Below are 23,931 nucleotides of genomic sequence, written 5' to 3' on the forward strand. Positions count from 1 at the left end.
TCACAGACACGACGGAGCCGACTTCGGAATCTCGACACGGCGATGGGCGAGAAGTCCTCGGCGAGGATGTCGAGATCTGCGGGTCGGCACCGTGGTGTCTTCAGATGCGCCGCCCGGGGCATCGGAGAGGAAACCACCATGACCACCCATTCCGCGCCCGCTCCGGAGCAGGTCCGCCCGCCGCGAAAGGCGTCGACGCGACGGCTGCTGCTGTTCGCTGCTGTCGCCGGTCCTGTGTTCTATGCGTCGTCGATCATCCAGGGGATCGCCAGGGAGGGCTTCGACATCCGCATCCATCCCCTGAGCCAACTCGCGACGGGCTCCGTCGGCTGGGTGCAGATGCTCACCTTCGCCGTCGCCGGCCTCGGCGGGATCGCGCTCGCCATCGCCTACCGGCGGGTGCGGACCGAGGGCATCGGACGACGCCTGGTACCGATCTTCGTCGGGATCTTCGGCGCGGCGTTCCTCCTCGCCGGGCTCTTCCCGATGGATCCGCAGAACGGATTCCCGGTCGGCGCCCCGGAGGGCGTCGTCGCGATGTCGTGGCATTCGATCGTGCACACCTCCGCCGCAGCGCTGTCGTTCCTCGCGCTCGCGGGTGCCGCCATCACACTCCTGATCCGCGAGATCCGCGCGCGTCATGGGGCGGCGGCGGTCGGTCACGGGGTGGTCGCCGTCGTGCTCCTGCTGCCGATGTCGCCCACCGAGTCCAGCATCCAGATCGCGATCACCGGTGCTGTGGCCTTCGGATGGGTGAGTGTGATGGCGCTTCGCGTGCGGCGGTCGGCATGACCCGTACGGTGGGAGAGACGTATCGGACATCATCGGATGACATGAGACCCCGGAGGAGAACAGTGAAGTTCCTGCTGCTGAGCTATACACCCGCCGACGCCTGGGACGCAGAGACGGCGGATACCCCGAGCCAGGAGGCGCTGGATGCCTTCGCGGCCTATCAGCGTTTCGAGGAGTCGCTGCGCGCTTCGGGCGAGTTCGTCCTCAGCGAGGGGCTGGGGCATCCCGCCGTGACCACCACCGTGCGTCCGACCGGATCGGGTGCGGTCGCGACCGACGGTCCGTTCGCCGAGCTGAAGGAGGTGCTCGCGAGCTTCGCCGTGATCGAGTGCACGGGCATCGAGCGGGCGCGGGAGATCGTCGCGGAGATGGTGTCGGTCCTCGGGGAGCCGATGGAGATCCGCCCGATCATGGGTGACGACTTCGCGTGACGTCACCGACCGTCCGTCGGCGGATCGAGGAGATCCTTCGACAGGAGGCGCCGCAGGTCCTCGGTGCCCTGGTCCGTCGGTTCGGACGTTTCGATCTGGCGGAGGATGCGACGCAGGAGGCGCTGCTGGCAGCGCACGGGACGTGGCAGGCCGAGGCCATCCCCGCGGAACCGCGGGGTTGGCTGATCCGGGTGGGCTACCGCAAGCTGATCGATCTCCTGCGCGCGGAGGACGCGGATCGGCGTCGCGAGTACGAGTGGCTGGCGTCCGATCCCCGTCGCCGTGACGTCGCCGGAGCGTTCGTCACGCCCGTCGCGCGAGACGACAGCCTTGAGCTGCTGGTGCTGTGCTGCCATCCCGCGCTGACCGGGTCGTCGCAGATCGCGCTCACCCTGCGCGCGGTCGGCGGCTTGACGACCGCAGAGATCGCACACGCCTACGGAGTACCGGAAGCGACCATGGCCACCCGGATCAGCCGGGCGAAGCAGACACTGCGCAGGGCGGGTGCGCGCTTCGAGCTCGCCGGTGTCGATGACCTCGATGCCCGTCTCACCGCGGTCGAGCGCGTCCTCTATCTCATCTTCAACGAGGGGTACACGGCGACGGCGGGCCCCTCGCTCGTCCGCGTCGATCTGACGAGCGAGGCGATCCGTCTCGCTCGCATGCTCGTGGCCGCACGCGACGACGATCCGGAGGCGCAGGGGCTCCTCGCCTTCATGCTCCTGACCGAGGCGCGAAGGGAGGCCCGCGAGATCGACGACGTCCTGGTCGTGCTCGACGATCAGGATCGGGCGTCCTGGGATCGCACGCTCATCGAGGAGGGGTCGCGGCTGATCGAGGCCGCGTGGGAGCGGGGCCAGGTCGGTCCGTTCCAGCTCCAAGCGGCGATCAGTGCGGTGCACGTGAACGCCGCGACCGCGGCCGACACGGACTGGCCGCAGATCGCCGCGCTCTACCTCTGGCTCGAACGGCTCGAACCGACCGGCGTCGTCCGGCTCAGTCGTGTGGTCGCCGTCTCCCGTGCCTTCGGCGCGCGGCGGGGGCTGGCCCTGCTCGACGAGCTCGACCGGAAGCACGCGCTGTCCTCCGATCCGCTGACGGCCAGCAGGGCGCGGATCGTGCGTGCGCACCTGCTCGATGAGGTCGGCGAGCATTCGGCGGCGCGGGCCGGCTTCGCGGAGGCCGCCGCGAGTTCCGCCAATGAGGTCGAGAAGCGCTACCTCGAGGAGCGCGCCCGGGGGTGACCGCCCCTCTGCCGGTCAGCCGGCTGCAGAGCCGCCGGGGCGCGGGAGCTCCCGCAACCGGCCGACTGCCGCGAGCAACTCCTCGGCGGAGGTGCCCAGATTCCCGAGAGCGGCAGCTGCGGCCGCGCTGAACCCGCCGGTGTCGATCGGAAGGCGGGCCACGTTCGGGACGAGACCCTTCTCGTTCGTGACCCAGGTGCCGGCGGCAGCATGCCACCCGTGCGCGGTGAGCATGGTCGTCGTGGTGCCGCACAGCGACACGTAGGCGACATCGCCGGCCTTCGCGCCCTTCACCGCGGCATTCAGCAGGAAATCGACCTGCCAGAGGTTCGCGAGGAACGCCTCCCGCAGCGCGTCGGGGTACGGGGTCACCCCGCGCGCGAGAGTGACCAGCAGCCCGTCCGGATCACGCAGCGGCACGCTCGTCGCGACCTCGCCCGCGTAGGCGACGTCGAGGAAGCCGAGCGGGTGCCCGGGCTGGGGGTGGAAGGCGAACCGGCCTCGGGCGGCGCGGGCGCACTGCTCCGTCACCCGCTCCACGTCTCGGAGGATGAGGTCCACGGGCACGCCGTCCACGATCAGCCAGGCGCCGCCGTCGACCCAGGGGCCCCATCCGCCTCGCTCGGCGACCTCGACGTGTTCGCCCGTCCAGCCGCTCGCGACGCGGGCGATACCGGCGCGGTCGACGTCCGCATCCACGTACAGTCCCAGGTCGATGTCGGAGTCCGGGCGATGGGTCCCGCGGGCGCGGCTCCCGCCCAGCGCGACCGCGCGCACGCCGGGGACGCGGCCCAGGTCGTCGGCCATGGAGCGGAGGCGGCCTTCATCGAGCACGGGCTCAGTCCTTCCCGCCGCCGCGGACGAGTTCGAGCCCCGCGCCGGCGAACTGCCGCAGAGTCGCATCCGGCAGGAACGCCCTGGTGAGGGCACCGCCGATGCGGGTGAGGTCGCTCTCGTCGCGGAAGAGCAGGTACATGGTCTCGTAGCGGGGATGGAACTTCTGCTTGAACCGGTGCAGCGAACCGAAGCCGTACACCGGTTCCAGGGCCTCAGCGAGGCGGTCGCTCAGCGCGGCGATCACACCGGCATCCGGGGGATAGTCGTGGGCGAGGGGCGCTCCGGAGAGTGACATGATCTGTGCGCCCTCGTCGGAGAACTGCCGGGCGGAGGAGCCGATCAGGAACTCCATCACCGGGCCGAACCCGCCCTCGCGGCGGCGCATGAGGTCGAGGGTCCAGCCCCGTACTTCGCCGTCGTCGCCGTACACGGGCAGCCAGGAGAGGAAGCCGTCGACGTCGCCGTTCGGGGCGAGCGCGAGGGCGAGCCGCACTTCGGGATCCTCGGCCTCGTCGAGCGTGCCGAGGGTGAAGCGCATCTCGGGCAGATCCTTGTCGCCGACCCATGCCTCCGAGATCGCCCGCAGCTGCTGCTGCACCCCCCACGGTTCCGCCTTGAAGTGGGTCATCCGGAAGGTCATGTCCTCGCGCCCGGCCTTGTTGAGCGAGGTGCGCACGGAGTTCCACCGTTTTCCCGTGAACTCGAGTCCCGGCAGATCGACGATCGTGTCGTCCGCGACGACGATGCTCCGCCAGGTCGAGGGGACCGCGGCGCGGGTGGCCTCGTCCGCGCTGAAGAAGCACGGGACGAGACCGGCGAGCTCCGCCGTGCGGATGAACTCCTGCACCGCCTCGGCACGGGCATGCGCCGGGCCGATCGGGTCGGCGAGCGCGAGCGCGACGCCGTTGCGCCTTTGGTACGCCACGATGCCGCCGGGCACACGCGCGTAGCTGTTGCCGTCCCAGGTCGTCATCCACGAGAGGGTGCCGCCGCCGTGCGTGCGCAGTTCGTGCTTCATGTCGTCCGCGGTGGGGGAGGGCTGCATGCCGAGCTTCGACTTCCGACGGGCATGGAACGCGCGGCGTACCCAGATCAGGTACACGAGCATGATCAGCCAGAGGAAGCCGTTCGCGAGGGCGAGCTCGGTCTCGCCGTCCCAGCGGACGTCGACCTGGGCCTGGCTGAAGACGGTGATCAGCGTCAGCACGAGCGCGGCCGTGACGATGTTGAGGATCCCGAGCAGGAGGGCGAGCACCCAGGTCCAGCGTCGTCCGCGACGCAGCCCGTTCACGAGCACCAGGATCACGACCAGGTCGATGGCGAGGTCGATGAAGCCGCCCGAGGCGGGCTCGGTCGGACCGAACGGACCGTCGGTCGGCAGGAGGGTGGTGATGATCTCGACCGCACCGAGCACGAGGATCGCCATCACCGCGATCAGCCTCTGCTCGCGGACGGTCGTGTGACGCACGCGCAGGGTGCGATCCACCACGAGGATCAGCAGCACGGCGAGCAGATGCTCGAGGTCGGCGAGCTTGCCCCAGAACAGCATCGCGATGAAGACGAAGCCGAGCAGGATGAGCCACCCGCGCACCCGCCACGGTGGCCGGAACAGGCCCACCGCCGCAGCGATGCAGGCCATGGTGCCTCCGGAGGCCCCGACATCGAGCGCCTGTGCCTGCGTGGTCGCCCACGCCCACGGGAACGAGGAGAGCACGAGGAGCACCAGGGCGGTGGCGAAGATCGCGAACAGCTGGCCGACCGCGTAGTACGCGATGGCGACGCGCGTTCCGCGCCGGAACTCCAGGTAGGCCATGCCCCAGAACCCGGCGATCGTGAACACGTAGACCCACGGCTGGTTCACGAAGAACGTGCCCGTCAGCGGCGTCCACCACTTCCCCTCGGCGAGATTGGGCAATCCGTAGGCGACGGTAGGGAACAGGTCGCTGTCCTCGAACGGTGTCCACAGGCCGCGCCAGATGACCCCGACGGCGAGGATCAGCACCACCATCGTCAGCGTCGCGGGGATCCGCCGCGCGAACGCCGGCAGCGGGTGCAGCGAGGGGGAGCGCTCCTCAGTCATGCGATCAGCGTAGCGACGGCTCCGGTGATGCGGGGAGATACGGGGGCGGGACTACTCGCCGCGTAGCACCCGCCGCAGGTCGGCGACCTCGTCGTCCGTCAGACCGCCGCTGCGGAGGTAGCCCGCGGCGTCACCGTGAGTCGCGTCGATCCAGTCCAGCGCCGCCTCGATGGCCGAGGCGGGTGATTCGGTCGCCAGCGTCTTGAGTCCGGGGGTCAGGGGAACGCCGAGCGAGGTGATGAGGCCGGTGAGTGCTTCCGCGAATCCGAGCGCAAGGTTCTTCTCGGTCTCCGTGTAGTCGCCGACGATCGCCTCACGCGGCACGCCTGCGACGGAGAGCAGGATCGCCGCAGCGAGACCCGTCCGATCCTTGCCCGCGGTGCAGTGGAACAGGACGCCGGGGCGGGGGGTGCGCGCAGCGTCGAGCACCGTGCGCGCCACGGTCGCGAACTGCGCGGCGCTGTCCGTGAGGATCGCGATGTACAGCTCCTCCAGGGTCGGCACCTGCTTCAGGAGCTGGGCGACCTGGGTCACCGACAGGCTCTTGCTTCCGGCCGCAGGGAGCAGATGCTTCACCATCTCGTCCATCGCTCCGCCCTGCATGGGCAACGGCAGAAGCGTCACGCTGCCGTCCGCGGGGAGACGGTCGGCTGCACGGGATCGCTCGGCATCCGTACGCAGATCGATCACGGTGCCGATGCCGAGATCCGTCAGAGCCTGCAGTCCATCGTCGGTCAGTCCGGCGAGAGCATCGGCACGGAACAAGAGCCCGGACGCGATGGTCCCGCCTCCCGAGACCGGCAACCCGGTGAGTTCCCGGGCGTTGTGCGTCCCCTGCAGAAGCGAAGTCAGTTCCATCGTCGTCCGGGCCCTCTCCCTGAATCTGATCTCAGAGTATCGGGGTTCGTGTCCGGCCTTCACCCTCGGCGTGGCTGCCGTGACGGGCGCCAGGACTCAGCCGTTCAGGGCCTTCTCGATCGCCTGCTCCGGGTCGTCCCAGGTCTCGAGCACGACCTTCTCGCCGTCCACGAAGAAGGTCGGGGTGCTGGTCACGCCGAGCTTCTCCCCGTCGGTCTTGTCCGCCTGCACGCGCTCGGCCGTCGCCGGGTCCGCGATCGCCGCGTCGTACGCGGCCATGTCGAGTCCGAGCTCCTCGGCGATGGCGCGGAACACCTCGGGCGTCTCCTCACCCTGCTCGCCCCACTGCGCCTGCGTCTCGAACAGCCGGTGGTACATGTCCTCGAATCGGTCCTGCTGCGCCGCCGCCTCGGCGGCGAGGGCGGCCTGGGTGGAGTTGATGTGACCCGGGAGCGGGAAGTAGCGGACGACGTAGGTGATCTCGCCGTCGTACTTCTCCCGGAGCTCTTCGACGACGGGATAGAACGCCCCGCAGGCCTCGCACTCGAAGTCGAGGAACTCGACGACGGTCACGGCGCCCTCGCCCCCGTCGTCGAGTACGTGCGAGTCGGTGCGGACGGTCTGCTGCTCCGCGCCTTCGGGCGGCGTGGGGGCTGCGCGCTGGTTGAGCGCGAACGCGAGGGCGACGATCAGCAGGACGATGGCGACGGCGATGGCGATCAGGGTCGCTTTGACAGAGTTCTTCATGGGGTCTCCAGACACACGGGTACGACGGGAAAGGGGATGCCGCGCGAAGGCGGCCCGAGGGACGCGTCGGTGTTCAGGTGCGGGAGATCGAGAGCTGTGTGAGCGAGAGTGCGGAGAGGAGAGGACGCGGTCCGGCGCGCGCCGGCGGTGCTGTGCGCGGGGCGCGCGAGACGAGCAGCTGTGTGCCGCGACCGCGGAGACGCCGGAACAGCAGCACCAGTGCGACGCAGCAGAGCGCGACGACCAGGCAGACCCCGGCGTCGGCGGTGAGGACGTCGACCGCGGTCGCGCCGTCGACCACGGCGGTGCCGGATTCCGTGCCCGTCGACGCCGTGGTGCCGGAGGCGAGGCAGAGCGTGGCGTGCACCTCGGCGGAGCCGCGCGACGTCGACCACGCGCCGACGACGAGCAGGAGCGCGAGACCGACGGCGAGGACCACACGCGCGATCATCGTCCGCTCGGCCCGTGCTCGCGGCATCCGATCCGGCGATGAGGGCAGCATTTCCCGCGCAGTCTAGCAACGGCGCCTCTGCCTCCTCCGAACCCCGGACGCTGAGGACATGCCTACACTGGAGGGGTGGCGAGACTACTGATCATCGGCGGCTTCCTCGCCGCCGTGTTCTGGGTGTTCAGCATCGTCGACTGCGCTGTGCAGCCGGCGACGCGGCACCGAGGCGTGCCCAAGGCCGCCTGGATCGCCATCGTGGTGCTCCTCCCCGTGATCGGGGGGATCCTCTGGTTCGTGATCGGTCGTCGGCGGGCCAACGGCTCCGGCGCTCGCCCGGTGATCGCCCCGGATGACGATCCCGCCTTCCTGCGCAGCATCGACAAGACCGAGCAGGATGCGCGCATCCGCCGTCTCGAAGAGGAGCTCGCGCGCCTGGACGAGGAGACCGACGAGCCTCCCGCCTCGGACCCGCGCCCGTGAGCTCGTCGCCGGCGATGGATGCGGCGGCGTCCCTGCTCGCCGATCTCGTCGCCCATGGAGTCCGCGACGTCGTCGTCTCCCCGGGTTCGCGATCGCAGGCCCTCGCGCTCGCCGCGGTGCGACTGGCGGATGAGGGTCACCTCCGTGTGCATGTGCGCGTCGATGAGCGGGTCGCCGGTTTCACCGCGCTCGGCATCGCCAGGGAGACACAGGTCCCCGCCGCGGTGATCTGCACCTCGGGGACGGCCGTCGCGAATCTGCTGCCCGCGGTGATGGAGGCGTTCCACTCGGGCGTGCCGCTGCTGCTGCTCACCGCTGATCGCCCACCCGAGTTGCGGGGCGTCGGTGCCAACCAGGCGACGCTGCAGAACGGTCTGTTCCACCCCTGGGTGCGCGATCAGGTCGACGCGCCGGTTCCGGGAGACGGCGAGTGGGCAGGGCTCGCCGAGCGTGCGGTGGCCGCGGCGATGGGCGTGCGCGACGTCGACGCGCTTCCCGGCGTCGCAGGACCCGTCCACGTGAACCTGCCGTCGCGCGAGCCGCTCTCCGGCGCATTCCCCGAAGTCAGGGTTACTCCCGGCGATATGCCCGTCCGGCGTGCGGCCGACCCGTTCGAGCTCGCACGGGGTCCGCGCACCGTCGTGCTGGCCGGTGCCGATGCCGGGCCGGACGCCGAGGAGATCGCCTACGCCGGTGGGTGGCCGCTGATCGCCGAGATCGTGAGCGGGGCCCGGTTCGGTCGGCAGATCGTGCACGGGTATCGCCGCCTCCTCGCGCAAGAAGAGCTCGGTGGACGTATCGAGCGCGTGGTCGTGCTGGGTCACCCGACCCTCAGCCGGGAAGCGACGGCCCTGCTCTCGCGCCAGGATGTCGACGTGGTGGCCGTCCGTCGCGGAGGGGAGGAGCTCAATCTCAACCACCGCACGCGCGCCGTCGGGGCCGTCACGGTCGCCCCCGGCGCCGCCGATCGTGCGTGGCTCGGTGCGTGGCTCCAGGCCTCCGCCGCCGAGACCGTCGACCTGAGCGAGAACGCCCCGGATCCGGAAGGCCTCGCCTCCACGGACTTCGCCGCCCGTCGGGAGGCCGTGAAGGCCGAACTCGACGCGGTCCGGCGCCCGCTCGATCGCGAGCTGCTGGTCGATGCCGTGTGGCGGGCCACCTGGCCGCACGATCGGCTCGTCTTCGGCTCGTCGCGGCTGGTGCGCGTGGCCGACCAGGTGCTCGGAGGCAAGAAGGTGCCCGTCCACGCGAACCGCGGTCTCGCTGGGATCGACGGCACGATCGCGACCGCGACCGGTATCGCGCTCGCCAGCCAGGCCGCGGGCGCTCCCGGCGTGACCAGGGTGCTGCTGGGCGACCTCGCCTTCCTGCATGACGTCGGTGCCCTGCTGCTGCCGCCGGATGAGGCGGAACCGCGTCTCCAGGTCATCGTCGGCAACGACGGCGGTGGGACGATCTTCGACGCGCTGGAAGTCGCCGCCTCCGCACCCCCGGCCGACCTCGATCGCGCCTTCTACACCCCGCACACCGTGCGACTGGAACACCTGGCGTCGGCGTACGGCTGGGAGTACCAGCGGGTCACGACCCGCACCGCGCTGGATCAGGCGCTCACCACGCCGCGAGGCGGACGTCAGATCATCGAGGTGCCGCTGCCGCGTTGACTGGCAGGATGTGCGTATGAACGCGCACACCTGGACGCAGCGGCTCCGCGTCGACGAGGGTTTCCGTCTCGCTGACCTCGACCCCGACACCAAGCCCGGCTATGTCGGCGGTAAGTCGCACGGGGTACGCGATCTCGCGGCCGGGCTCGACGCGCTCAACGATCTGCAGGAGCGGTTGTTCGCCGAAAGCCGGGTGGGCGTGACGAAGGACGCGGTGCTGCTGGTGCTGCAGGCGATGGACTCCGCCGGCAAGGGCGGGATCGTGCGGCATGTCGTGGGGGGTGTCGATCCGCAGGGGGTCGCGCTCGCCGCGTTCAAGGCCCCGACTCCGGAAGAGCTCGCCCACGACTTCCTGTGGCGCGTCGAGAAGCGCCTGCCCGAGCCGGGGTTCATCGGCGTCTTCGACCGCTCCCATTACGAGGACGTCCTGATCGGACGGGTGCGCGGGCTCGCGGACGCCGCGGAGATCGAGCGCCGCTACGACGCGATCAACGAGTTCGAGGCGCGGGTGGCGGCGTCGGGCACCCGCATCATCAAGGTCATGCTGCACATCTCGCCGGAAGAGCAGAAGGCGCGGCTCATGGAGCGACTCGACCGGCCGGACAAGCACTGGAAGTACAACCCCGGCGATGTGGATGAACGGCTCCTGTGGTCGCAGTACATGGAGGCGTACCAGAGGGTCTTCGACCGCACCTCGACCGAGGCCGCCCCGTGGCATGTGATCCCGGCGAACGCCAAGTGGTATGCGCGCCTCGCGGTGCAGGAGCTGCTGCTCGCGGCCCTCGAGGACATCGATCCGCAGTGGCCGGTCGCCGACTTCGACGTCGAGGCCGAGAAGGAGCGCCTCGCCGCGAGCTAGGCCAGGGCGTCGACGAGCGGGCGGAACTTGACCCGGGTCTCGAGCAACTCGCTCTCCGGGTCGGAGCCGGCCACGATCCCGGCACCCGCGTAGGCGGTCACCCCGATCGCGTCGGTGCCTGCCGTGAACTGCGCGCACCGGAGGGCGATCGCCCATTCTCCGTTGCCTGCCGCGTCCACCCAGCCCACCGGCCCGGCGTAGCGTCCGCGATCGAAGGGCTCGAGGTCGCGGATCGCGGCGATCGCCGCCGGGGTCGGGGTGCCGGCGACCGCTGCGGTCGGGTGCAGGACGCGCACCAGGTCCAGGGCCGACTCGCCGTCGGCCAGCTCGCCCTCGACATCGGTCGCCAGGTGGAAGAGGTTGGGCAGTTTCAGCAGGAAGGGCTGTTCGCTCGCGGCCAGGGCTCTGGTGTGGGAGCGCAGTGACGCGAGCACGCTCTGCACCGCGTACTGGTGCTCGTCGAGGTCTTTCACGCTCGAAGCGAGGTGTGCGGATGCCGCGGTGTCGGCGTCGGCATCGGCCCCGCGCCCGATCGTGCCGGCGAGCACCCGCGCCGTGACGGTGCCGTCGTGCACGGTGACCAGAGTCTCCGGGCTCGCCCCGATCAGGCCGTCGACCGCGAAGGCCCAGGTGTCGGGGTAGCCGGTCGAGAGGGCGCGCACGAGGCGACGCAGGTCGGACCCCGCAGGGATGCTGCCGGTCAGGTCGCGCGCGAGCACGACCTTGCTCAGCTCGCCGTCGGCGATGCGGGTCAGGGCCCGGCGCACCGCGTCCTGGTAGCGCTGAGGGGTCTGCGCGCCCGGTCCGACCGTGCCGGCCCAGTGCGGTCCGTACGGCTCCGTGGCGAGTGCATCCTCGTGGACCGCTGCGTCGGCGAGGCGGATGCGGGTCTCCCAGAACCGGTCGCCGTGTCGGCCGAGCACGCGCGTCGGCACCAGGAGCACGCTGTCGGCCGTCGACTCCTCATCGAAGGTGAAGGCACCGAAGGCGACCAGCCCGGTGCCCGGGAGCCCGATCGGATCGGTGATCTCGGCCTCGGCGGCCATCCCCCGCCAGGCCGTCGCGAGGGCTTCGACGCGTGATCCGCCGGGACGCGCCGGAGGGCGGATCTCCGCGAGGGTCTCGCCGACCGCGACGATCCCGTCCCCGCGCCGCAGCCAGGCGAGCGGGCGGGCGGGATCCGTGTAGGCGAGCAGATCTTCGACCGGGTCGATCTCTCGGGTCTCCACGACCAGGGGGGTGGTGTGCACGGTTCCAGCCTATGCCGCTCAGGGGGCAGGGATCCGCGCCGTCGTAGGGTGAGCGGATGAGTGATGCACGCCCCGCACCCGGCACCGAGATGGTCTTCCAGTGGCGAAAGTGGGACGGCTCGCCGCACTGGCGCCACGAATGCGTCTACCTCGGGGCCGACGAGTGGGGGGACTGGCTCGGGCAACCCGTGGGATGGCACAGCGAGCGCCCCGGGGCCGCGTTCCATGCGGGCGGCCCCAACGTGACGCTCATCCCCGCCAGCGGAGACCATGCGGTGACCGTGAACCGCCGTCACCGCCGCGGGATGCGCATCTACATCGACCTGGGGTGGGACATCCGCTGGTCCGACGACCCGCTGCTCGCGACCGGCATCGACATGGACCTCGACGTCGTGCGGGTGGCGGGTGCGCGGGGGACCTGGGTCGACGACCGCGACGAGTGGGCCGAGCACAGCGCCCGGTACGGCTATCCCGCCGACGTGATGACTCATCTCGAGGCGCTCGCCCTCGACCTCGAGGAGCGGGTGCGTGCGCAGACCGCCCCGTTCGACGATGCCACCGCCGATCCCTGGCTCGACCGCCTCGAAGCCCTGGGTCTCGCGCCTAGACTGAAGCCGTGACCCCGAACGAAGCCAACCGCGCCGATCTCGGCAAGGACCCCGCCCGCGTCAGCGGCATGTTCGACCAGGTCGCCGCAGGGTACGACCGCACCAACACGGCCATGACCTTCGGCAACGACATCCTGTGGCGGGCGGCGACGACCCGCGCGGTCGCGCCGAAGCCGGGGGAGCGGATCCTCGACCTCGGAGCGGGCACCGCGTCTTCGTCGGCCTCTCTGGCCCGCAGCGGCGCCGACGTGGTCGCGGCCGACTTCTCGCCGGGGATGCTCGCCGAGGGCCAGCGCCGCCACGGGGCGATGCGCAACCTCTCGTTCGTGCAGGCGGACGCCACGGCCCTGCCGTTCGCGGATGCCGAGTTCGACGCCGTCACCATGTCGTATGCACTGCGCAACGTGAACGACCCGAAGAAGGCCCTCCAGGAGCTGTACCGGGTGACCAAGCCGGGAGGAAGGCTCGTGATCAACGAGTTCTCCACCCCTCCGGGCAAGCTGTTCCGTGGCGCCTACCGGCTCTACAACGATCAGGTCCTGCCGCGCGTCGCACGCGTGGCCGGCACGAACGGCGACGCGTACGACTACCTCAACGAGTCGATCCGGGAGTGGCCCGACCAGAAGAAGCTGTCGGCCTGGATCCGTGAGGCGGGGTGGACGGACGTCGCGTACCGCAATCTCACGTTCGGCATCGTCGCCCTGCACAGAGCACGCAAGCCGGAGTGATTCCTCCGCGCGAAACCGCGGCACCCGACGAAGGTAGGCTGGGAACGTGACTTCGAGCCCCATCGCCCCGGGTTCGCGACTGGCGAGCCGTCTCGGCTTCAGCGATCGCGTCTTCATCGGCCCCGCCGCCCGCCGCGTCGCGCGCGCCATCGAAGACGGGTTGGAGCTGGTCGAGACCGGACTCGCCGAGGACGTCCGCGTCGCCGATCCGCTGGCCGACGCGGCCAGCCGCTACCTGTACGAGGCCGGCGGCAAGCGCATCCGACCGGTGCTCACGCTGCTCGCCGCGCAGCTGGGCGACGGCAACACCCGCGAGGTCATCGACGTCGCCAAGGCGCTCGAGATCACACATCTCGGCTCGCTGTACCACGACGACGTCATGGACGGGGCGGACCGCCGACGCGGCGTCCCGGCCGCGCACGCCGTGTGGGGGAACAACATCGCGATCCTCACGGGGGACATCCTGTTCTCCCGCGCGAGCCAGTTGATGTCCCGACTGGGCGAACGCGCGATCCGGCTTCAGGCCGATACGTTCGAGCGGCTCGTGCTCGGGCAGATGCACGAGACTCTCGGCCCGCAGGAGAACGACGACCCGATCGCGTTCTACATCCAGGTGCTCGCCGACAAGACCGGTTCGCTGATCGCCGCAGCCACGCAGGGCGGTGTGATCTTCTCCAACGCCCCGAGCGAGTACGAGGAGCCGCTGCGGATGTACGGCGAGAAGATCGGCGTCGCCTTCCAGCTGCTCGACGACGTGATCGACCTCTCGGCCAAGCCGGAGGAGACGGGGAAGGTGCCCGGAACCGACCTGCGCGCCGGCGTCCCGACCATGCCGTATCTGCTGCTCAAGGCCGAAGCCGACGAGGCGTCCGCCGACCTCGCTGCGCGCATCGATGACGGGGTCGCCCGGATCGCGGATGGTGCGGACCCGGCGATCCTCGACGAGCCCCTGGACGAGCTGCGCGACCACCCGGTGACGCAGAAGACCCTCGAGCTCGCGCACGCCTGGACGCAGGACGCCATCGACGCCCTCGGTCCGTTGCCGCGCGGCACGGTGCGCGAGGCCTTGACCCGATTCGCAGAGACCCTCGCCGAACGATCCAGCTGATCTGCGCGGGCGGCCCGTCGGGCCGCGCGCCCGCTGCGACGGCATACGAAAGGACCTCCATGACCAAGCTCAGACTGGCCATCGTCGGTGCGGGCCCCGCCGGCATCTACGCCGCGGACATCCTTCTGAAGGCCGAGCGCAAGTTCGATGTGTCGATCGACCTCTTCGAGCAGCTTCCGGCGCCGTACGGTCTCGTGCGCTACGGCGTGGCTCCCGATCACCCTCGGATCAAGGGCATCATCACGGCTCTGCGCGACGTGCTCGACCGCGGCGACATCCGCCTCTTCGGCAACGTGCGCTTCGGCGAGGACATCACGCTCGACGACCTCAAGAAGCACTACAACGCCGTGATCTTCGCGACCGGCGCGATCCGCGACACCTCGCTGGACATCCCCGGTATCGATGCGGTCGCCTCCTACGGAGCGGCGGACTACGTCAGCTGGTTCGACGGTCACCCCGATGTTCCGCGCGAGTGGCCGCTGGACGCCGCGTCCGTCGGCGTCCTCGGCAACGGAAACGTCGCGCTCGACGTCGCCCGCATGCTCGCGAAGCACGCGGAGGACCTGCTCGTTACCGAAGTTCCGCAGAACGTGTACGAGGGGCTCCAGGCCAGCGAGGTCACGGATGTGCACGTCTTCGGTCGGCGCGGCCCTGCTCAGGTCAAGTTCACGCCGCTCGAGCTCCGCGAACTCGGAGAGCTGCGCGACGTCGACATGGTCGTGTACGACGAGGACTTCGACTACGACGAGGCCTCGAAGGACGCGGTCGCCAGCAACAAGCAGGTCATGGTCATCGACCGCATCCTGCAGTCCTGGCGAAAGCGTGACTCGGTCAACAACGCCGGAGGCACGGCCTCACGGCGCCTCCACCTGCACTTCTGGGCGCGCCCCGTCGAAGTGCGCAAGGACGAGAACGGTCGCGTGGCGGCGCTGGTGTACGAGCGCACGCGGCCCGACGGACAGGGCGGCGCCGTGGGCACGGGCGAGATGCGCGAGGTCCCGCTCCAGGCGCTGTACCGTGCCATCGGCTACTTCGGTTCGCCGCTGCCGGGTGTGCCCTTCGACAAGAAGCACGGTGTGATCCCGAACCGCGAGGGCCAGGTGCTCGCGAAGGATTCGAACGAGCGCGTGTCCGGCATCTATGCGACCGGGTGGATCAAGCGCGGCCCGGTGGGTCTGATCGGCCACACGAAGTCCGACGCCATGGAGACCGTGCGGCACATCATCAACGATCAGGGCTCCTGGTGGCACCCGGAGGACCCGTCGGAGGAGGCGATCGTCGCTCTCCTGCAGGAGCGCGGCGTGCAGTGGACCGACCTGGACGGCTGGCACCGCCTCGACGAGCACGAGATCGCCCTCGGTGCGCCGCAGGAGCGCGCTCGCGTCAAGGTCGTCCCGCGCGACGAGATGGTCCGCGTCTCCCGGGGCGAGTAGCGCCGGACCCGCTCCCGGCGTCGCGCCTGGGCTAGCCTGGCGATGACGGGGGAGGACCGCATGGCCGACTGGACACCCGACGTGCTCGGCGACGAGTTCGAGCAGCTCACGCTCGACCTCGGCGCGGACGACCAAGGGCCGGTCGTCGCGACGCTGGTGCGCGCCCTTCCCGCGGAGCCGGGGTGGTGGGACCGGGTGCGCCGCCGTGCGCCGCAGCTCGACGGCGTCGACGTGCTCTACGTGCACGGGTGGTCGGACTACTTCTTCCAGAAGCGACTCGCACGCTTCTGGACCTCGCGGGGTGCGCGCTTCTTCGCCCTCGATCTCCGCAAGTACGGGCGCAGCCTCCGCGAGGGGCAGACGCCCGGCTACGTCGCCGACCTGGCCACCTACGACGAAGACATCGCCGCGGCTCTGACGGAGATGGGACGCGGGAAAGGCGGGGGTGAATCCGACCGGCGCCTCGTCCTGCTCGGGCACTCCACCGGCGGTCTCACGCTCAGCCTGTGGGCGTCGCGGCATCCGGGCGTGGCCGATGCGGTGATCCTGAACAGCCCGTGGTTGGAGTTCCAGTTCGCGCCGGCCAGGGCGGCGATCGCGCCGATGGTCGAGTTGCAGGCACGGATCCGTCCGCTGGAGGCCGCACCGCAGGTCGATCTCGGGTTCTACACCCGCGCACAGCAGGAGGTCGCCGATCCCGATGACCCGATGGAGGTGAACCCCCTCTGGCGCCCGGTGCAGACCATGGCGGTCTACGCCGGATGGCTGCATGCGATCCTCTCGGGTCACAAGACCGTCGCCGGGGGACTCTCGATCACCGCTCCGGTGTGCGTGCTGCTGTCCGCGAGGTTCGTGCCTCCGACCCGTTGGTCCGAGGAGCTGACGTCGGCGGACTCCGTGCTGGTGGTCGACGACATCGCCCGTGCGGCTCTCCGCCTGGGCTCGACGGTCACCGTGGAGCGCATCGACGGAGCTCTGCACGATGTCTTCCTCTCACGTCACGAGGCGCGAGAAGACGCCTACCGGCGGCTGGACCGATGGGTCACCGGCTGGCGAGCGGCCGACTGAGTTTCCTCAGAGGTACGGAGTTTCCTCAGAGGTAGTGCATCGACCGGACGAGCTGTTCGGCGCGTCCCCCGTCACCGTCGAGGACGGCGTCGCGGAAGTCGAGGTAGATCTGCCGCATGCGGTCGCGGTCCGTCGGCGTGATCTTCCAGTTCCGGAGGTTGCGGAGGAGAGCCATGCTCGCGTCCTCCATCAGCGCCCGGTGCTGGGTGTTGCCGCAATGCTCACCCAGGTAGGAGAAGACCGCCCAGCGGGCGTCGGACGTCTTCGCGCCGTCGTCGAGTGTGGCGTACATCGCCGCCACGAGGCGGACGACGTGTGCGCGCTGCGTCGCGGTGAGCCGGGGGACCGCCAGACGCGCGGCGATGCCGGCCTGGCAGCCGGCGAACACGAGGGACTGCGCCTCGGTCTCCGCCGTCACGGAGGTGACCTCGGTGTACCGGCTCGGATACATCATCACCATCCCGAGCCGTTCGAGACGTTGCAGAGCCTCTCTCACCGGTGTCCGCGAGACGTGCAGTTCCTCGGCGACGTCGACGTCGCGGATGCGTTCGCCCTCCGTCAGTGTGCCCGTGACGATCTGCGTGCCGATGTGCCGGAAGACCTCCTCCGCCAGAAGCTGCTTGCTCTCACCGATGCCCGTCGATGTCGATCCGATGTTCCGCATGGATGCGCTCCCCGTACGCTTGTGTCCCGAGCAGCCGACGTTCAGGCTCGGAGGGCCACTGCACCAGGAGGTCGCGTGGATCCCGAAGATCTCCACCCTCGCGCCAACACGAGCAGTACATCTGCATCCATTCGGAGACATACGCAGAGAGGGGGCCGGATGCCGTGGCATCCAGCCCCCTCTTGCGTACCAGCCGCCGGGGTCAGCGGTAGTTGATGAACTGCAGATCGAGGTCGAGATCGGCACCCTTGAGGAGCGCGATGACCTCCTGGAGGTCGTCGCGGCTCTTCGACTGGACGCGCAGCTCGTCGCCCTGGATCTGGCTCTTGACGCCCTTGGGTCCCTCGTCGCGGATGATCTTGCCGATCTTCTTCGCGTTCTCCGAGGAGATGCCGTCCTTGAGCGTCGATACGATGCGGAACTCCTTGCCGCTGGCGAAGGGGTCGCCCGACTCGAGGCTCTTCAGGGAGATGCCGCGCTTGATGAGCTTGGACTGGAACACGTCGAGCACGGCCTTCGCCCGCTCCTCGGTGTTCGCGGTGATCAGGATCTGCTCGCCGCTCCAGGCGATCGACGCCCCGGTGCCCTTGAAGTCGTAGCGCTGCTCGACCTCCTTGCGGGCCTGGTTCACGGCGTTCTCAGCCTCCTGGTGATCCACTTTCGAGACGATGTCAAAGCTAGAGTCGTTTGCCATTCTGCAATTCTAGGCAACGGGTGTGTCGGGACCCGCTGATTCGAACACAGGTACCGTGTTGACCCGACGGTGGCCGGCGAGCGTCACCGCCACGATGCCGAGCCCGAGAGTGCTTGCCAAGAAGCCGAGGAGCCCGAGCGCGGGGAGAACGGCGGCCATCTCGATGAGCGCGCGCGGGGAGCTGGCGCCGATGGCCTGCGGAACCACCCACACGATCGTCTGAACGCCAAGCGCCCACAGCGGAGCCCCGTTCCAGGGCGCTGGGACCGTACGCGCGCGGGCCACCTGCATCGCGGCGATCACCCCGGAGATGAACGGGATCAGCACCGACAGATACGCCCAGGTCTGCCATGCTCCCGTCGCCGTCGGCTCCTCGGGGAGGACGAGCGGGCCGAGGACTGTGGCCGTCACCGGCCAGACGGCGACGACCGCGGAGGCGGTCAGTCCCAAGGGTCTTCGTGCGACGACGCTCGCCTCGCGACTCAGGCCGATGGACAGGAGGAGGATCGCGCCGGCCCAGAGCAGGTCGCTGAGAAGCGCGAGGATGACGTCCGCTCCGGGAGCACCCAATACGGAGCTCCGAGCGATGCCGACGATGCCGCACGAGATCAGTCCGATACCGCCGAGCAGCCACGAGCGTCGGATTTTCCGCATCTCTCGACGGTATCGCGTCGTGCCGCTACCTCCCAGTTTCCTGCCGTCGTGGAAGCGTTTTCACTACGAAATTGCGAGTTCGCCCCGGTCACAGGTTGATATCACCCGCTCTCTTCGTTGCAAATCGCCCTTGCTTCGATGCATACTGTAAGCGCTTGCAGTCTGTGCAGGCCACCCAGCACTGAGAGAGGCACACACCAATGAAGGTGAACAAGAGGGGCATCGCCGCCGCGGGCGCGATCGCCATCGTTTCGACTCTGACGCTCGCCGGCTGCTCCACGGGGACCAGCGGCGATGACACCTCCGGCTCCGAGGACAGCGGCACGCTCGTCGTCTGGGTCGACGCCGAGCGCGTCGACGCCCTGCAGGGGGCGGCGGACGCGTACGAGGACAAGACCGGGGTCACGGTGGAGCTGTTGGGCAAGTCCGTCGACGACATGAAGGACGACTTCATCCAGCAGGTGCCGACCGGCAAGGGACCCGATGTGGTCATGGGCGCGCACGACTGGCTCGGGGAGCTGTCGACGAACGGCGTCGTCGCTCCGATCGAGCTCGGTGACAGCGCGGGGGACTACCTCTCGGTCGCGCTGCAGGCCGCGACGTATGACGGCACCGTCTACATGCTTCCCTACGCCGTCGAGAACATCGCCGTGCTGCGCAACGCCGACCTGGTCCCGACCGCCCCGCCCAGCTTCGACGACATGATCGCCCAGGGCACGTTCGTCGTGGAGCAGGGCGCCGAGGGCAACCCGTACCACCTGTACCCCTTCCAGACGGCTTTCGGCGCTCCGGTCTTCGGCACGGATGACACCGGCAGCTACGACGCCACCGACCTCCAGCTCGGCAGCGAGGGCGGTTTCGCCTTCGCCGACTGGCTCGGCGTGCAGGGCGCGGCCGGCGTGCTGAACACCGACATCGACGGTGAGATCGCCAAGCAGCAGTTCCTCGACGGCACCGCGGCCTTCTGGCTGACCGGTCCCTGGAACGTGGGGGCGGCCACCGACGCCGGCATCAACGTCGCGATCGACCCGATCCCGAGCCCGACCGGTGAGACCGCATCGCCGTTCGCCGGCGTCAAGGGCTTCTTCGTGAGCTCCGAGTCCAAGAACAAGGTCGCGGCGAACGACTTCCTGGTCAACTACCTCGGCACGGAAGACGTCCAGCTCGAACTGTTCAAGGCCGGCAACGTCCTGCCCGCGCTCACGGCGGCCGCCGACACGGCGGCATCCGACCCGATCATCGCCGGCTTCCAGGCCGTCGGTGCCGACGCCGTCCCGATGCCGGCCATCCCGGCCATGGGCTCGGTCTGGCAGTTCTGGGGTGTCGCCGAGGCGGCGATCATCAACGGTGCGGACCCGACGACGACGTGGCAGAAGCTCGTCGACGACGTCACCGCAGCGATCAAGTAACAGCCATCACACGGGCCCTGCCGGGGCGGACGGCGACCACCGCCCGCCCCGGCAGGATCATGACGAGGACGACATGACAGACACCGACGAGCGCACGGCTCCTCCGACCCGACGTCAGCGCCAGGCCGCGAAGATCGCGGAGGCCGCATCCGGACCGATCGGCTGGATGCTGCTGAAGATCCTCCTGCTGGCGGTGGTCGATGCGATCGCGCTCTACGCCGCGTTCGTGCTCTTCGCGAACCAGGAGTGGCTGATCCTCGGCATCGTCGTCGCGGTCGCCGTCCTCGTCAACTACATCTACTTCTCGCGCAAGCGCATTGCAGCGAAGTACCTCACCCCCGGCATCATCTTCCTGGTCGTGTTCCAGGTGTTCACGCTCCTCTACACCGGGTACATCGGCTTCACCAACTACGGCACCGGCCACAACGGCACCAAGGAGCAGGCGATCTCCTCGCTCCTCGCCTCGGCACAGGAGCGGGTCGAGGACTCGCCCACCTACCCCGTTACCGTCGTCGAGCAGTTCGGAACGTACGGGTTCCTCGTGACGGACCCGGAGTCCGGCGACGCCCTCCTCGGCACGTCCGAGCAGCCGCTCGAAGAGGTCGACGCCGAGTTCGCGGGCGGTCAGGCCATCGCGGTCGACGGCTGGACGACGCTCCCGCTCGCGACCGTCTTCACGCTCTCGGAAGAGCTCGAGAAGCTCTCCGTCCCGTTCAGCGATGACCCCAACGACGGCAGCCTGCGGGCTCCGGACGGCCAGAAGGGGTATCTGTACGTCTCGACGCTCGAGTACGACGCGCCTGCCGACACGATCACGGACACCACCACCGGCACCGTCTACTCCGACGAGGGTGACGGAGCCTTCACCGCGGCGGACGGGGAGCAGCTGCTGCCCGGGTGGCAGACGACCGTCGGCTTCGACAACTTCGTCCGTGCCGTCACCGATTCCTCTATTCGTGGGCCGTTGATCTCGGTCACCCTGTGGACGTTCGCGTTCGCGGTGATCTCGGTCGCGTCGACGTTCTTCCTCGGGCTCCTGCTCGCGCTGGTGTTCAACAACACCCGGATGCGCTTCCGCAACGGATACCGGATCATCCTGATCCTGCCGTACGCGTTTCCCGCGTTCCTCTCCGCACTCGTCTGGGCCGGGATGATGAACGAGAGCTTCGGCTTCATCAACCAGGTCCTGTTCGGAGGTGCGGCGATCCCGTGGCTCACGGATCCGACGCTCGCGAAGGTGTCGGTCCTGCTGGTCAACCTGTGGCTCGGCTTCCCGTACATGTTCCTGGTGTGCATGGGTGCCCTCCAGGGCATCCCGGAGGACGTGAACGAGGCGGCCGTCATGGACGGCGCGAACCCCTGGCAGGTGTTCCGGCGCATCAAGCTCCCGCTGCTGCTCGTCACGGTCGCGCCGTTGCTGATCTCGTCCTTCGCGTTCAACTTCAACAACTTCAACCTGATCTACATGCTCACCAAGGGCGGGCCGCGATTCAGCGACGTGTCGATCCCCGTGGGACACACCGACATCCTGATCTCGATGGTGTACAAGGTGGCCTTCACCGGGCAGACGCGCGACTACGGTCTCGCCTCCGCCTTCACCATCCTGATCTTCATCGTGGTCGCGACCATCTCGATCATCAGCTTCCGCAAGACCAAGGCCCTCGAGGAGCTGAACTGACATGAGCACCGCCAGCCCCGCCACCGACGCACACGCCCCCGCCGCGCGCCGACGCACTCTCGGCGCCTGGTTCGCCGACACCGGGTGGCGTCACCTCGTCGCGATCGTCGTCAGCGTGTTCGCCCTGTTCCCCCTCCTGTACGTCGTGTCTGCCTCGCTGAACCCGAAGGGGACGCTCACCGGATCGAATCAGCTGTTCTCGGCGATCGGGATCGACAGCTACGTGCGTATCCTGAGTGACCCGCAGAACCCCTACGGCACCTGGTTCCTGAACACCTTGCTCATCGCGGTCGTCACGGGCGCCGTCACGGTCTTCATCGGGGCGTGCGCCGCATATGCGTTCTCCCGCATGCGATTCGCCGGGCGCCGCGTCGGACTCGTCACGATCGTCGTGGTGCAGATGTTCCCGCAGCTGCTCGCCGTCGTCGCGATCTTCCTGCTCATGTCGACGCTGGGGGATTGGTTCCCGGCGATCGGGCTCAACACCCACACCGGACTCATCCTGGTGTATCTCGGGGGCGCACTCGGCGTGAACACGTATCTGATGTACGGCTTCTTCAACACGATCCCCAAGGAGATCGACGAGGCCGCCCGCATCGACGGCGCCGGACATGCCCGGATCTTCTTCACGATCATCCTGCGCCTGGTCGCGCCGATCCTCGCCGTCGTCGGGCTGCTGTCCTTCATCGGCACCGTCAACGAATACGTGATCGCGAGTGTGATGCTCGTCGACGTCGACCAGCAGACGCTGGTCGTCGGGCTCACGAAGCTCGTGGCCAACCCGCGCTACGCGGATTGGTCGGCGTTCTCTGCCGGTGCCGTGATGGCGGCGATCCCGGTGATGATCCTGTTCCTGTTCCTGCAGAAGTACATCGTCGGCGGACTGACGGCGGGCGCGACCAAGGGCTGACCTCCTTCGGACCGCCTCGCGTATCGGCCGGTCGCGGTAGCTTGTGTCGCATGCTATCTTGTGATGCATGACAGCTGATGTCGGCGCCCAGATGCGCAAGGGGGTCGTCGAGTACTGCGTGCTCGGCCTGCTCGCGCGCGAGCCGATGTACGGCTGGCAGCTGGCGGACGCACTCACACGCGCCGGACTGATCGCCAGCATCGGCACGTTGTATCCGCTTCTGGGGCGGCTGCGTGACGCCGACTGGGTCAGCACGTTCGACCAGCCGTCCGAGAGCGGTCCGGTGCGCAAGTACTACCGGCTCACGGAGGCGGGTGTGCAGCAGCTCGAGCGCTTCCGCGCCCAATGGACACCGTTCGCCCGTGTCGTCACGGGCATCGTCGGAGAGGGGCGACCATGACACAGACAGACGCACACGCACTGCGCGACGACTACCTCGCGCGGCTCGATGAGGCCATGCGAGACCTCCCGCACGGCGTCGCCTCCGACATCCGCGGCGGCATCGTCGAAGAGCTCGAGGGGCTCGACGCCGAAGCGATGGCCGCACGGATCGCGCGGCTGGGGGATCCGGCCGCGATCGCGCGCGAGGCCCAGGACGAAGTCCCGGACAGCCCGAGGATCGTGGTCGCCGCCCCGGTCTCCGCCCCGCCGGCGCCGCGCCGCCCATCGACGTCGACGCGAGGGTTCGCGATCACGGCGGCACTGACGTTGAGTTTCGGCGGATTCATCGTCCCGGTACTCGGGTGGTTCGTCGGAGCGGTGCTCGTCTCGCTGAGCGCCCTGTGGAAGACGTGGGAGAAGGTCGTCTCGATCGTCGTGCCATTCGTGTTCGGCGCCCTGTCGCTGCTGCTCCTGCAGTTCATGAGCTTCGTGGAGTTCGCCTCCTCGGGAAGCTCCTCCGGGTCCGGTCCCGGGCCGGACGACGTCACGAACAATCCGCTGGTGCCGAGTCTCAGCATCTGGCACCTCCTGCTCCTCTTCGGCTTCCTCCTCATCCCCGCATCGGGCCTCTGGCTGCTCTGGAGGCTGCGGGGGCGCACCGCCGCGTGAGACCGTGCAGCGACCGCGTCATCGCTCGGCGTTGCGGCCCGCGAGTTCGCCCCGCTCGTCGTAGCGTGAGGATATGGCACGAGTGGCTGGGCGCAGCATCGCGATGAGCTGGTTCGCCGGTGTCGTGTGTGCCGCGATCATCGGGGCGCTCGTCTGGCTGTCCCTCCCGATCCTTCCCGTGCTGGCCGCGTTCGCGGGCGACGCCCTGCGCACCGCCCTCCCCTGAGCGGTGGCGACCGG

General features: G+C 69.2%; 26 protein-coding genes. 17 read left to right on the forward strand and 9 right to left on the reverse strand.

Annotated elements, in window-relative coordinates:
• Window positions 1-138: 138 nt before the first annotated feature.
• The 3 genes from KV397_RS03330 to KV397_RS03340 all read left to right on the forward strand — a co-directional run bounded on the left by KV397_RS03330 (window position 139) and on the right by KV397_RS03340 (window position 2,467).
• A complete protein-coding gene (locus KV397_RS03330; protein WP_131492399.1) occupies window positions 139-792 on the forward strand; it encodes a DUF998 domain-containing protein in 654 nt (217 codons plus the stop codon).
• Window positions 793-854: 62 nt separating this feature from the next.
• Window positions 855-1,223 carry a YciI family protein gene (locus KV397_RS03335; protein WP_131492398.1) on the forward strand — a complete coding sequence of 123 codons (369 nt, stop codon included), beginning with the start codon at window positions 855-857 and terminating at the stop codon, window positions 1,221-1,223.
• Window positions 1,220-2,467: an RNA polymerase sigma factor gene (locus tag KV397_RS03340; protein ID WP_261812174.1), complete on the forward strand. Its 1,248-nt coding sequence runs from the start codon at window positions 1,220-1,222 to the stop codon at window positions 2,465-2,467. The genes KV397_RS03335 and KV397_RS03340 overlap by 4 nt, the downstream gene beginning before the upstream one ends.
• A 15-nt stretch (window positions 2,468-2,482) precedes the next feature.
• Here KV397_RS03340 and KV397_RS03345 read toward each other — a convergent pair whose 3' ends face one another.
• The 5 genes from KV397_RS03345 to KV397_RS03365 all read right to left on the reverse strand — a co-directional run bounded on the left by KV397_RS03345 (window position 2,483) and on the right by KV397_RS03365 (window position 7,491).
• A complete protein-coding gene (locus tag KV397_RS03345; protein WP_244093495.1) occupies window positions 2,483-3,301 on the reverse strand; it encodes a nucleotidyltransferase domain-containing protein in 819 nt (272 codons plus the stop codon).
• A gap of 4 nt (window positions 3,302-3,305) precedes the next feature.
• Entirely contained in the window at window positions 3,306-5,384 is a 2,079-nt protein-coding gene (locus KV397_RS03350) for a bifunctional lysylphosphatidylglycerol flippase/synthetase MprF (protein WP_131492395.1), read from the reverse strand.
• Between the two features lie 51 nt (window positions 5,385-5,435).
• The gene (locus tag KV397_RS03355) at window positions 5,436-6,242 is read right to left on the reverse strand and encodes a tyrosine-protein phosphatase (RefSeq protein ID WP_131492394.1); all 807 of its coding nucleotides are present in this window, start codon (window positions 6,240-6,242) and stop codon (window positions 5,436-5,438) included.
• 96 nt (window positions 6,243-6,338) lie between these two features.
• Window positions 6,339-6,989 (reverse strand): DsbA family protein, encoded by a 651-nt coding sequence (locus tag KV397_RS03360; protein WP_261812175.1) that lies wholly within the window; start codon window positions 6,987-6,989, stop codon window positions 6,339-6,341.
• Window positions 6,990-7,062: 73 nt separating this feature from the next.
• A complete protein-coding gene (locus KV397_RS03365; protein ID WP_227991784.1) occupies window positions 7,063-7,491 on the reverse strand; it encodes a hypothetical protein in 429 nt (142 codons plus the stop codon).
• A gap of 75 nt (window positions 7,492-7,566) precedes the next feature.
• Between KV397_RS03365 and KV397_RS03370 the strand changes: the two genes are divergently transcribed.
• Genes KV397_RS03370 through KV397_RS03380 form a run of 3 tightly spaced genes read left to right on the forward strand, consistent with a single transcriptional unit; the run spans window position 7,567 to window position 10,437 of the window.
• Window positions 7,567-7,917, forward strand: coding sequence for a PLD nuclease N-terminal domain-containing protein (locus KV397_RS03370; RefSeq protein WP_047524129.1), 351 nt, complete (start codon window positions 7,567-7,569; stop codon window positions 7,915-7,917).
• A gap of 14 nt (window positions 7,918-7,931) precedes the next feature.
• Window positions 7,932-9,578 carry a 2-succinyl-5-enolpyruvyl-6-hydroxy-3-cyclohexene-1-carboxylic-acid synthase gene (gene menD / locus KV397_RS03375; protein WP_261812652.1) on the forward strand — a complete coding sequence of 549 codons (1,647 nt, stop codon included), beginning with the start codon at window positions 7,932-7,934 and terminating at the stop codon, window positions 9,576-9,578.
• 16 nt (window positions 9,579-9,594) lie between these two features.
• The gene (locus tag KV397_RS03380) at window positions 9,595-10,437 is read left to right on the forward strand and encodes a polyphosphate kinase 2 family protein (RefSeq protein ID WP_153242826.1); all 843 of its coding nucleotides are present in this window, start codon (window positions 9,595-9,597) and stop codon (window positions 10,435-10,437) included.
• Here KV397_RS03380 and KV397_RS03385 read toward each other — a convergent pair.
• Window positions 10,434-11,687: an isochorismate synthase gene (locus tag KV397_RS03385; RefSeq protein WP_261812176.1), complete on the reverse strand. Its 1,254-nt coding sequence runs from the start codon at window positions 11,685-11,687 to the stop codon at window positions 10,434-10,436. The two genes, KV397_RS03380 and KV397_RS03385, sit on opposite strands and share 4 nt — an antisense overlap.
• Before the next feature lie 56 nt (window positions 11,688-11,743).
• Here KV397_RS03385 and KV397_RS03390 point away from each other — a divergent pair, with 56 nt between their 5' ends.
• From KV397_RS03390 to KV397_RS03410, 5 genes are read left to right on the forward strand one after another with little or no spacing between them, the layout of a single operon-like run.
• Window positions 11,744-12,307, forward strand: coding sequence for a DUF402 domain-containing protein (locus KV397_RS03390; protein WP_134352106.1), 564 nt, complete (start codon window positions 11,744-11,746; stop codon window positions 12,305-12,307).
• The gene (locus KV397_RS03395) at window positions 12,304-13,023 is read left to right on the forward strand and encodes a class I SAM-dependent methyltransferase (protein WP_261812177.1); all 720 of its coding nucleotides are present in this window, start codon (window positions 12,304-12,306) and stop codon (window positions 13,021-13,023) included. The genes KV397_RS03390 and KV397_RS03395 overlap by 4 nt, the downstream gene beginning before the upstream one ends.
• 46 nt (window positions 13,024-13,069) lie before the next feature.
• Window positions 13,070-14,131: a polyprenyl synthetase family protein gene (locus tag KV397_RS03400; protein WP_047524123.1), complete on the forward strand. Its 1,062-nt coding sequence runs from the start codon at window positions 13,070-13,072 to the stop codon at window positions 14,129-14,131.
• 59 nt (window positions 14,132-14,190) lie between these two features.
• Complete coding sequence (locus KV397_RS03405) at window positions 14,191-15,564, forward strand: FAD-dependent oxidoreductase (protein WP_047524122.1); 1,374 nt, start codon at window positions 14,191-14,193, stop codon at window positions 15,562-15,564.
• A 60-nt stretch (window positions 15,565-15,624) separates the two neighbouring features.
• Entirely contained in the window at window positions 15,625-16,632 is a 1,008-nt protein-coding gene (locus KV397_RS03410) for an alpha/beta hydrolase (protein WP_131492389.1), read from the forward strand.
• Between the two features lie 25 nt (window positions 16,633-16,657).
• Here the strand turns inward: KV397_RS03410 and KV397_RS03415 are convergent, their stop codons facing one another.
• The 3 genes from KV397_RS03415 to KV397_RS03425 form a co-directional block, all read right to left on the reverse strand.
• Complete coding sequence (locus tag KV397_RS03415) at window positions 16,658-17,296, reverse strand: GntR family transcriptional regulator (protein ID WP_047524138.1); 639 nt, start codon at window positions 17,294-17,296, stop codon at window positions 16,658-16,660.
• Between the two features lie 202 nt (window positions 17,297-17,498).
• Entirely contained in the window at window positions 17,499-17,990 is a 492-nt protein-coding gene (locus KV397_RS03420; RefSeq protein ID WP_047524120.1) for a YajQ family cyclic di-GMP-binding protein, read from the reverse strand.
• Window positions 17,991-17,999: 9 nt separating this feature from the next.
• Window positions 18,000-18,644, reverse strand: coding sequence for a hypothetical protein (locus tag KV397_RS03425; protein ID WP_261812178.1), 645 nt, complete (start codon window positions 18,642-18,644; stop codon window positions 18,000-18,002).
• A gap of 200 nt (window positions 18,645-18,844) precedes the next feature.
• On the opposite strand from KV397_RS03425, the gene KV397_RS03430 reads away from it, so the two are divergent.
• The 6 genes from KV397_RS03430 (at window position 18,845) to KV397_RS03455 (ending at window position 23,917) form a co-directional block, all read left to right on the forward strand.
• Window positions 18,845-20,053 carry a sugar ABC transporter substrate-binding protein gene (locus KV397_RS03430; protein ID WP_153242821.1) on the forward strand — a complete coding sequence of 403 codons (1,209 nt, stop codon included), beginning with the start codon at window positions 18,845-18,847 and terminating at the stop codon, window positions 20,051-20,053.
• Window positions 20,054-20,126: 73 nt separating this feature from the next.
• Complete coding sequence (locus KV397_RS03435) at window positions 20,127-21,731, forward strand: ABC transporter permease subunit (protein WP_261812179.1); 1,605 nt, start codon at window positions 20,127-20,129, stop codon at window positions 21,729-21,731.
• A gap of 1 nt (window position 21,732) precedes the next feature.
• Window positions 21,733-22,641, forward strand: coding sequence for a sugar ABC transporter permease (locus tag KV397_RS03440; RefSeq protein ID WP_131492372.1), 909 nt, complete (start codon window positions 21,733-21,735; stop codon window positions 22,639-22,641).
• Window positions 22,642-22,708: 67 nt separating this feature from the next.
• Window positions 22,709-23,041 (forward strand): PadR family transcriptional regulator, encoded by a 333-nt coding sequence (locus KV397_RS03445; RefSeq protein WP_047524115.1) that lies wholly within the window; start codon window positions 22,709-22,711, stop codon window positions 23,039-23,041.
• A complete protein-coding gene (locus KV397_RS03450) occupies window positions 23,038-23,691 on the forward strand; it encodes an HAAS signaling domain-containing protein (protein ID WP_131492371.1) in 654 nt (217 codons plus the stop codon). The genes KV397_RS03445 and KV397_RS03450 overlap by 4 nt, the downstream gene beginning before the upstream one ends.
• A gap of 73 nt (window positions 23,692-23,764) precedes the next feature.
• Entirely contained in the window at window positions 23,765-23,917 is a 153-nt protein-coding gene (locus tag KV397_RS03455; protein WP_153242816.1) for a hypothetical protein, read from the forward strand.
• Window positions 23,918-23,931: the final 14 nt, after the last annotated feature.

The organism is Microbacterium aurugineum, from assembly GCF_023101205.1.
Taxonomy (GTDB): Bacteria; Actinomycetota; Actinomycetes; order Actinomycetales; family Microbacteriaceae; genus Microbacterium; species Microbacterium aurugineum.

Bases quoted from the DNA above. Each gene is read 5' to 3' on its own strand.
- KV397_RS03450 (WP_131492371.1), top strand. From the start codon at position 23,038: ATGACACAGACAGACGCACACGCACTGCGCGACGACTACCTCGCGCGG.
- KV397_RS03425 (WP_261812178.1), bottom strand. From the start codon at position 18,644: ATGCGGAAAATCCGACGCTCGTGGCTGCTCGGCGGTATCGGACTGATC.
- KV397_RS03405 (WP_047524122.1), top strand. From the start codon at position 14,191: ATGACCAAGCTCAGACTGGCCATCGTCGGTGCGGGCCCCGCCGGCATC.
- KV397_RS03330 (WP_131492399.1), top strand. From the start codon at position 139: ATGACCACCCATTCCGCGCCCGCTCCGGAGCAGGTCCGCCCGCCGCGA.
- KV397_RS03445 (WP_047524115.1), top strand. From the start codon at position 22,709: ATGACAGCTGATGTCGGCGCCCAGATGCGCAAGGGGGTCGTCGAGTAC.
- KV397_RS03350 (WP_131492395.1), bottom strand. From the start codon at position 5,384: ATGACTGAGGAGCGCTCCCCCTCGCTGCACCCGCTGCCGGCGTTCGCG.
- KV397_RS03430 (WP_153242821.1), top strand. From the start codon at position 18,845: ATGAAGGTGAACAAGAGGGGCATCGCCGCCGCGGGCGCGATCGCCATC.
- menD (WP_261812652.1), top strand. From the start codon at position 7,932: ATGGATGCGGCGGCGTCCCTGCTCGCCGATCTCGTCGCCCATGGAGTC.
- KV397_RS03410 (WP_131492389.1), top strand. From the start codon at position 15,625: ATGGCCGACTGGACACCCGACGTGCTCGGCGACGAGTTCGAGCAGCTC.
- KV397_RS03415 (WP_047524138.1), bottom strand. From the start codon at position 17,296: ATGCGGAACATCGGATCGACATCGACGGGCATCGGTGAGAGCAAGCAG.
- KV397_RS03420 (WP_047524120.1), bottom strand. From the start codon at position 17,990: ATGGCAAACGACTCTAGCTTTGACATCGTCTCGAAAGTGGATCACCAG.
- KV397_RS03360 (WP_261812175.1), bottom strand. From the start codon at position 6,989: ATGAAGAACTCTGTCAAAGCGACCCTGATCGCCATCGCCGTCGCCATC.
- KV397_RS03365 (WP_227991784.1), bottom strand. From the start codon at position 7,491: ATGCTGCCCTCATCGCCGGATCGGATGCCGCGAGCACGGGCCGAGCGG.
- KV397_RS03440 (WP_131492372.1), top strand. From the start codon at position 21,733: ATGAGCACCGCCAGCCCCGCCACCGACGCACACGCCCCCGCCGCGCGC.
- KV397_RS03390 (WP_134352106.1), top strand. From the start codon at position 11,744: ATGAGTGATGCACGCCCCGCACCCGGCACCGAGATGGTCTTCCAGTGG.
- KV397_RS03380 (WP_153242826.1), top strand. From the start codon at position 9,595: ATGAACGCGCACACCTGGACGCAGCGGCTCCGCGTCGACGAGGGTTTC.
- KV397_RS03435 (WP_261812179.1), top strand. From the start codon at position 20,127: ATGACAGACACCGACGAGCGCACGGCTCCTCCGACCCGACGTCAGCGC.
- KV397_RS03355 (WP_131492394.1), bottom strand. From the start codon at position 6,242: ATGGAACTGACTTCGCTTCTGCAGGGGACGCACAACGCCCGGGAACTC.
- KV397_RS03455 (WP_153242816.1), top strand. From the start codon at position 23,765: ATGGCACGAGTGGCTGGGCGCAGCATCGCGATGAGCTGGTTCGCCGGT.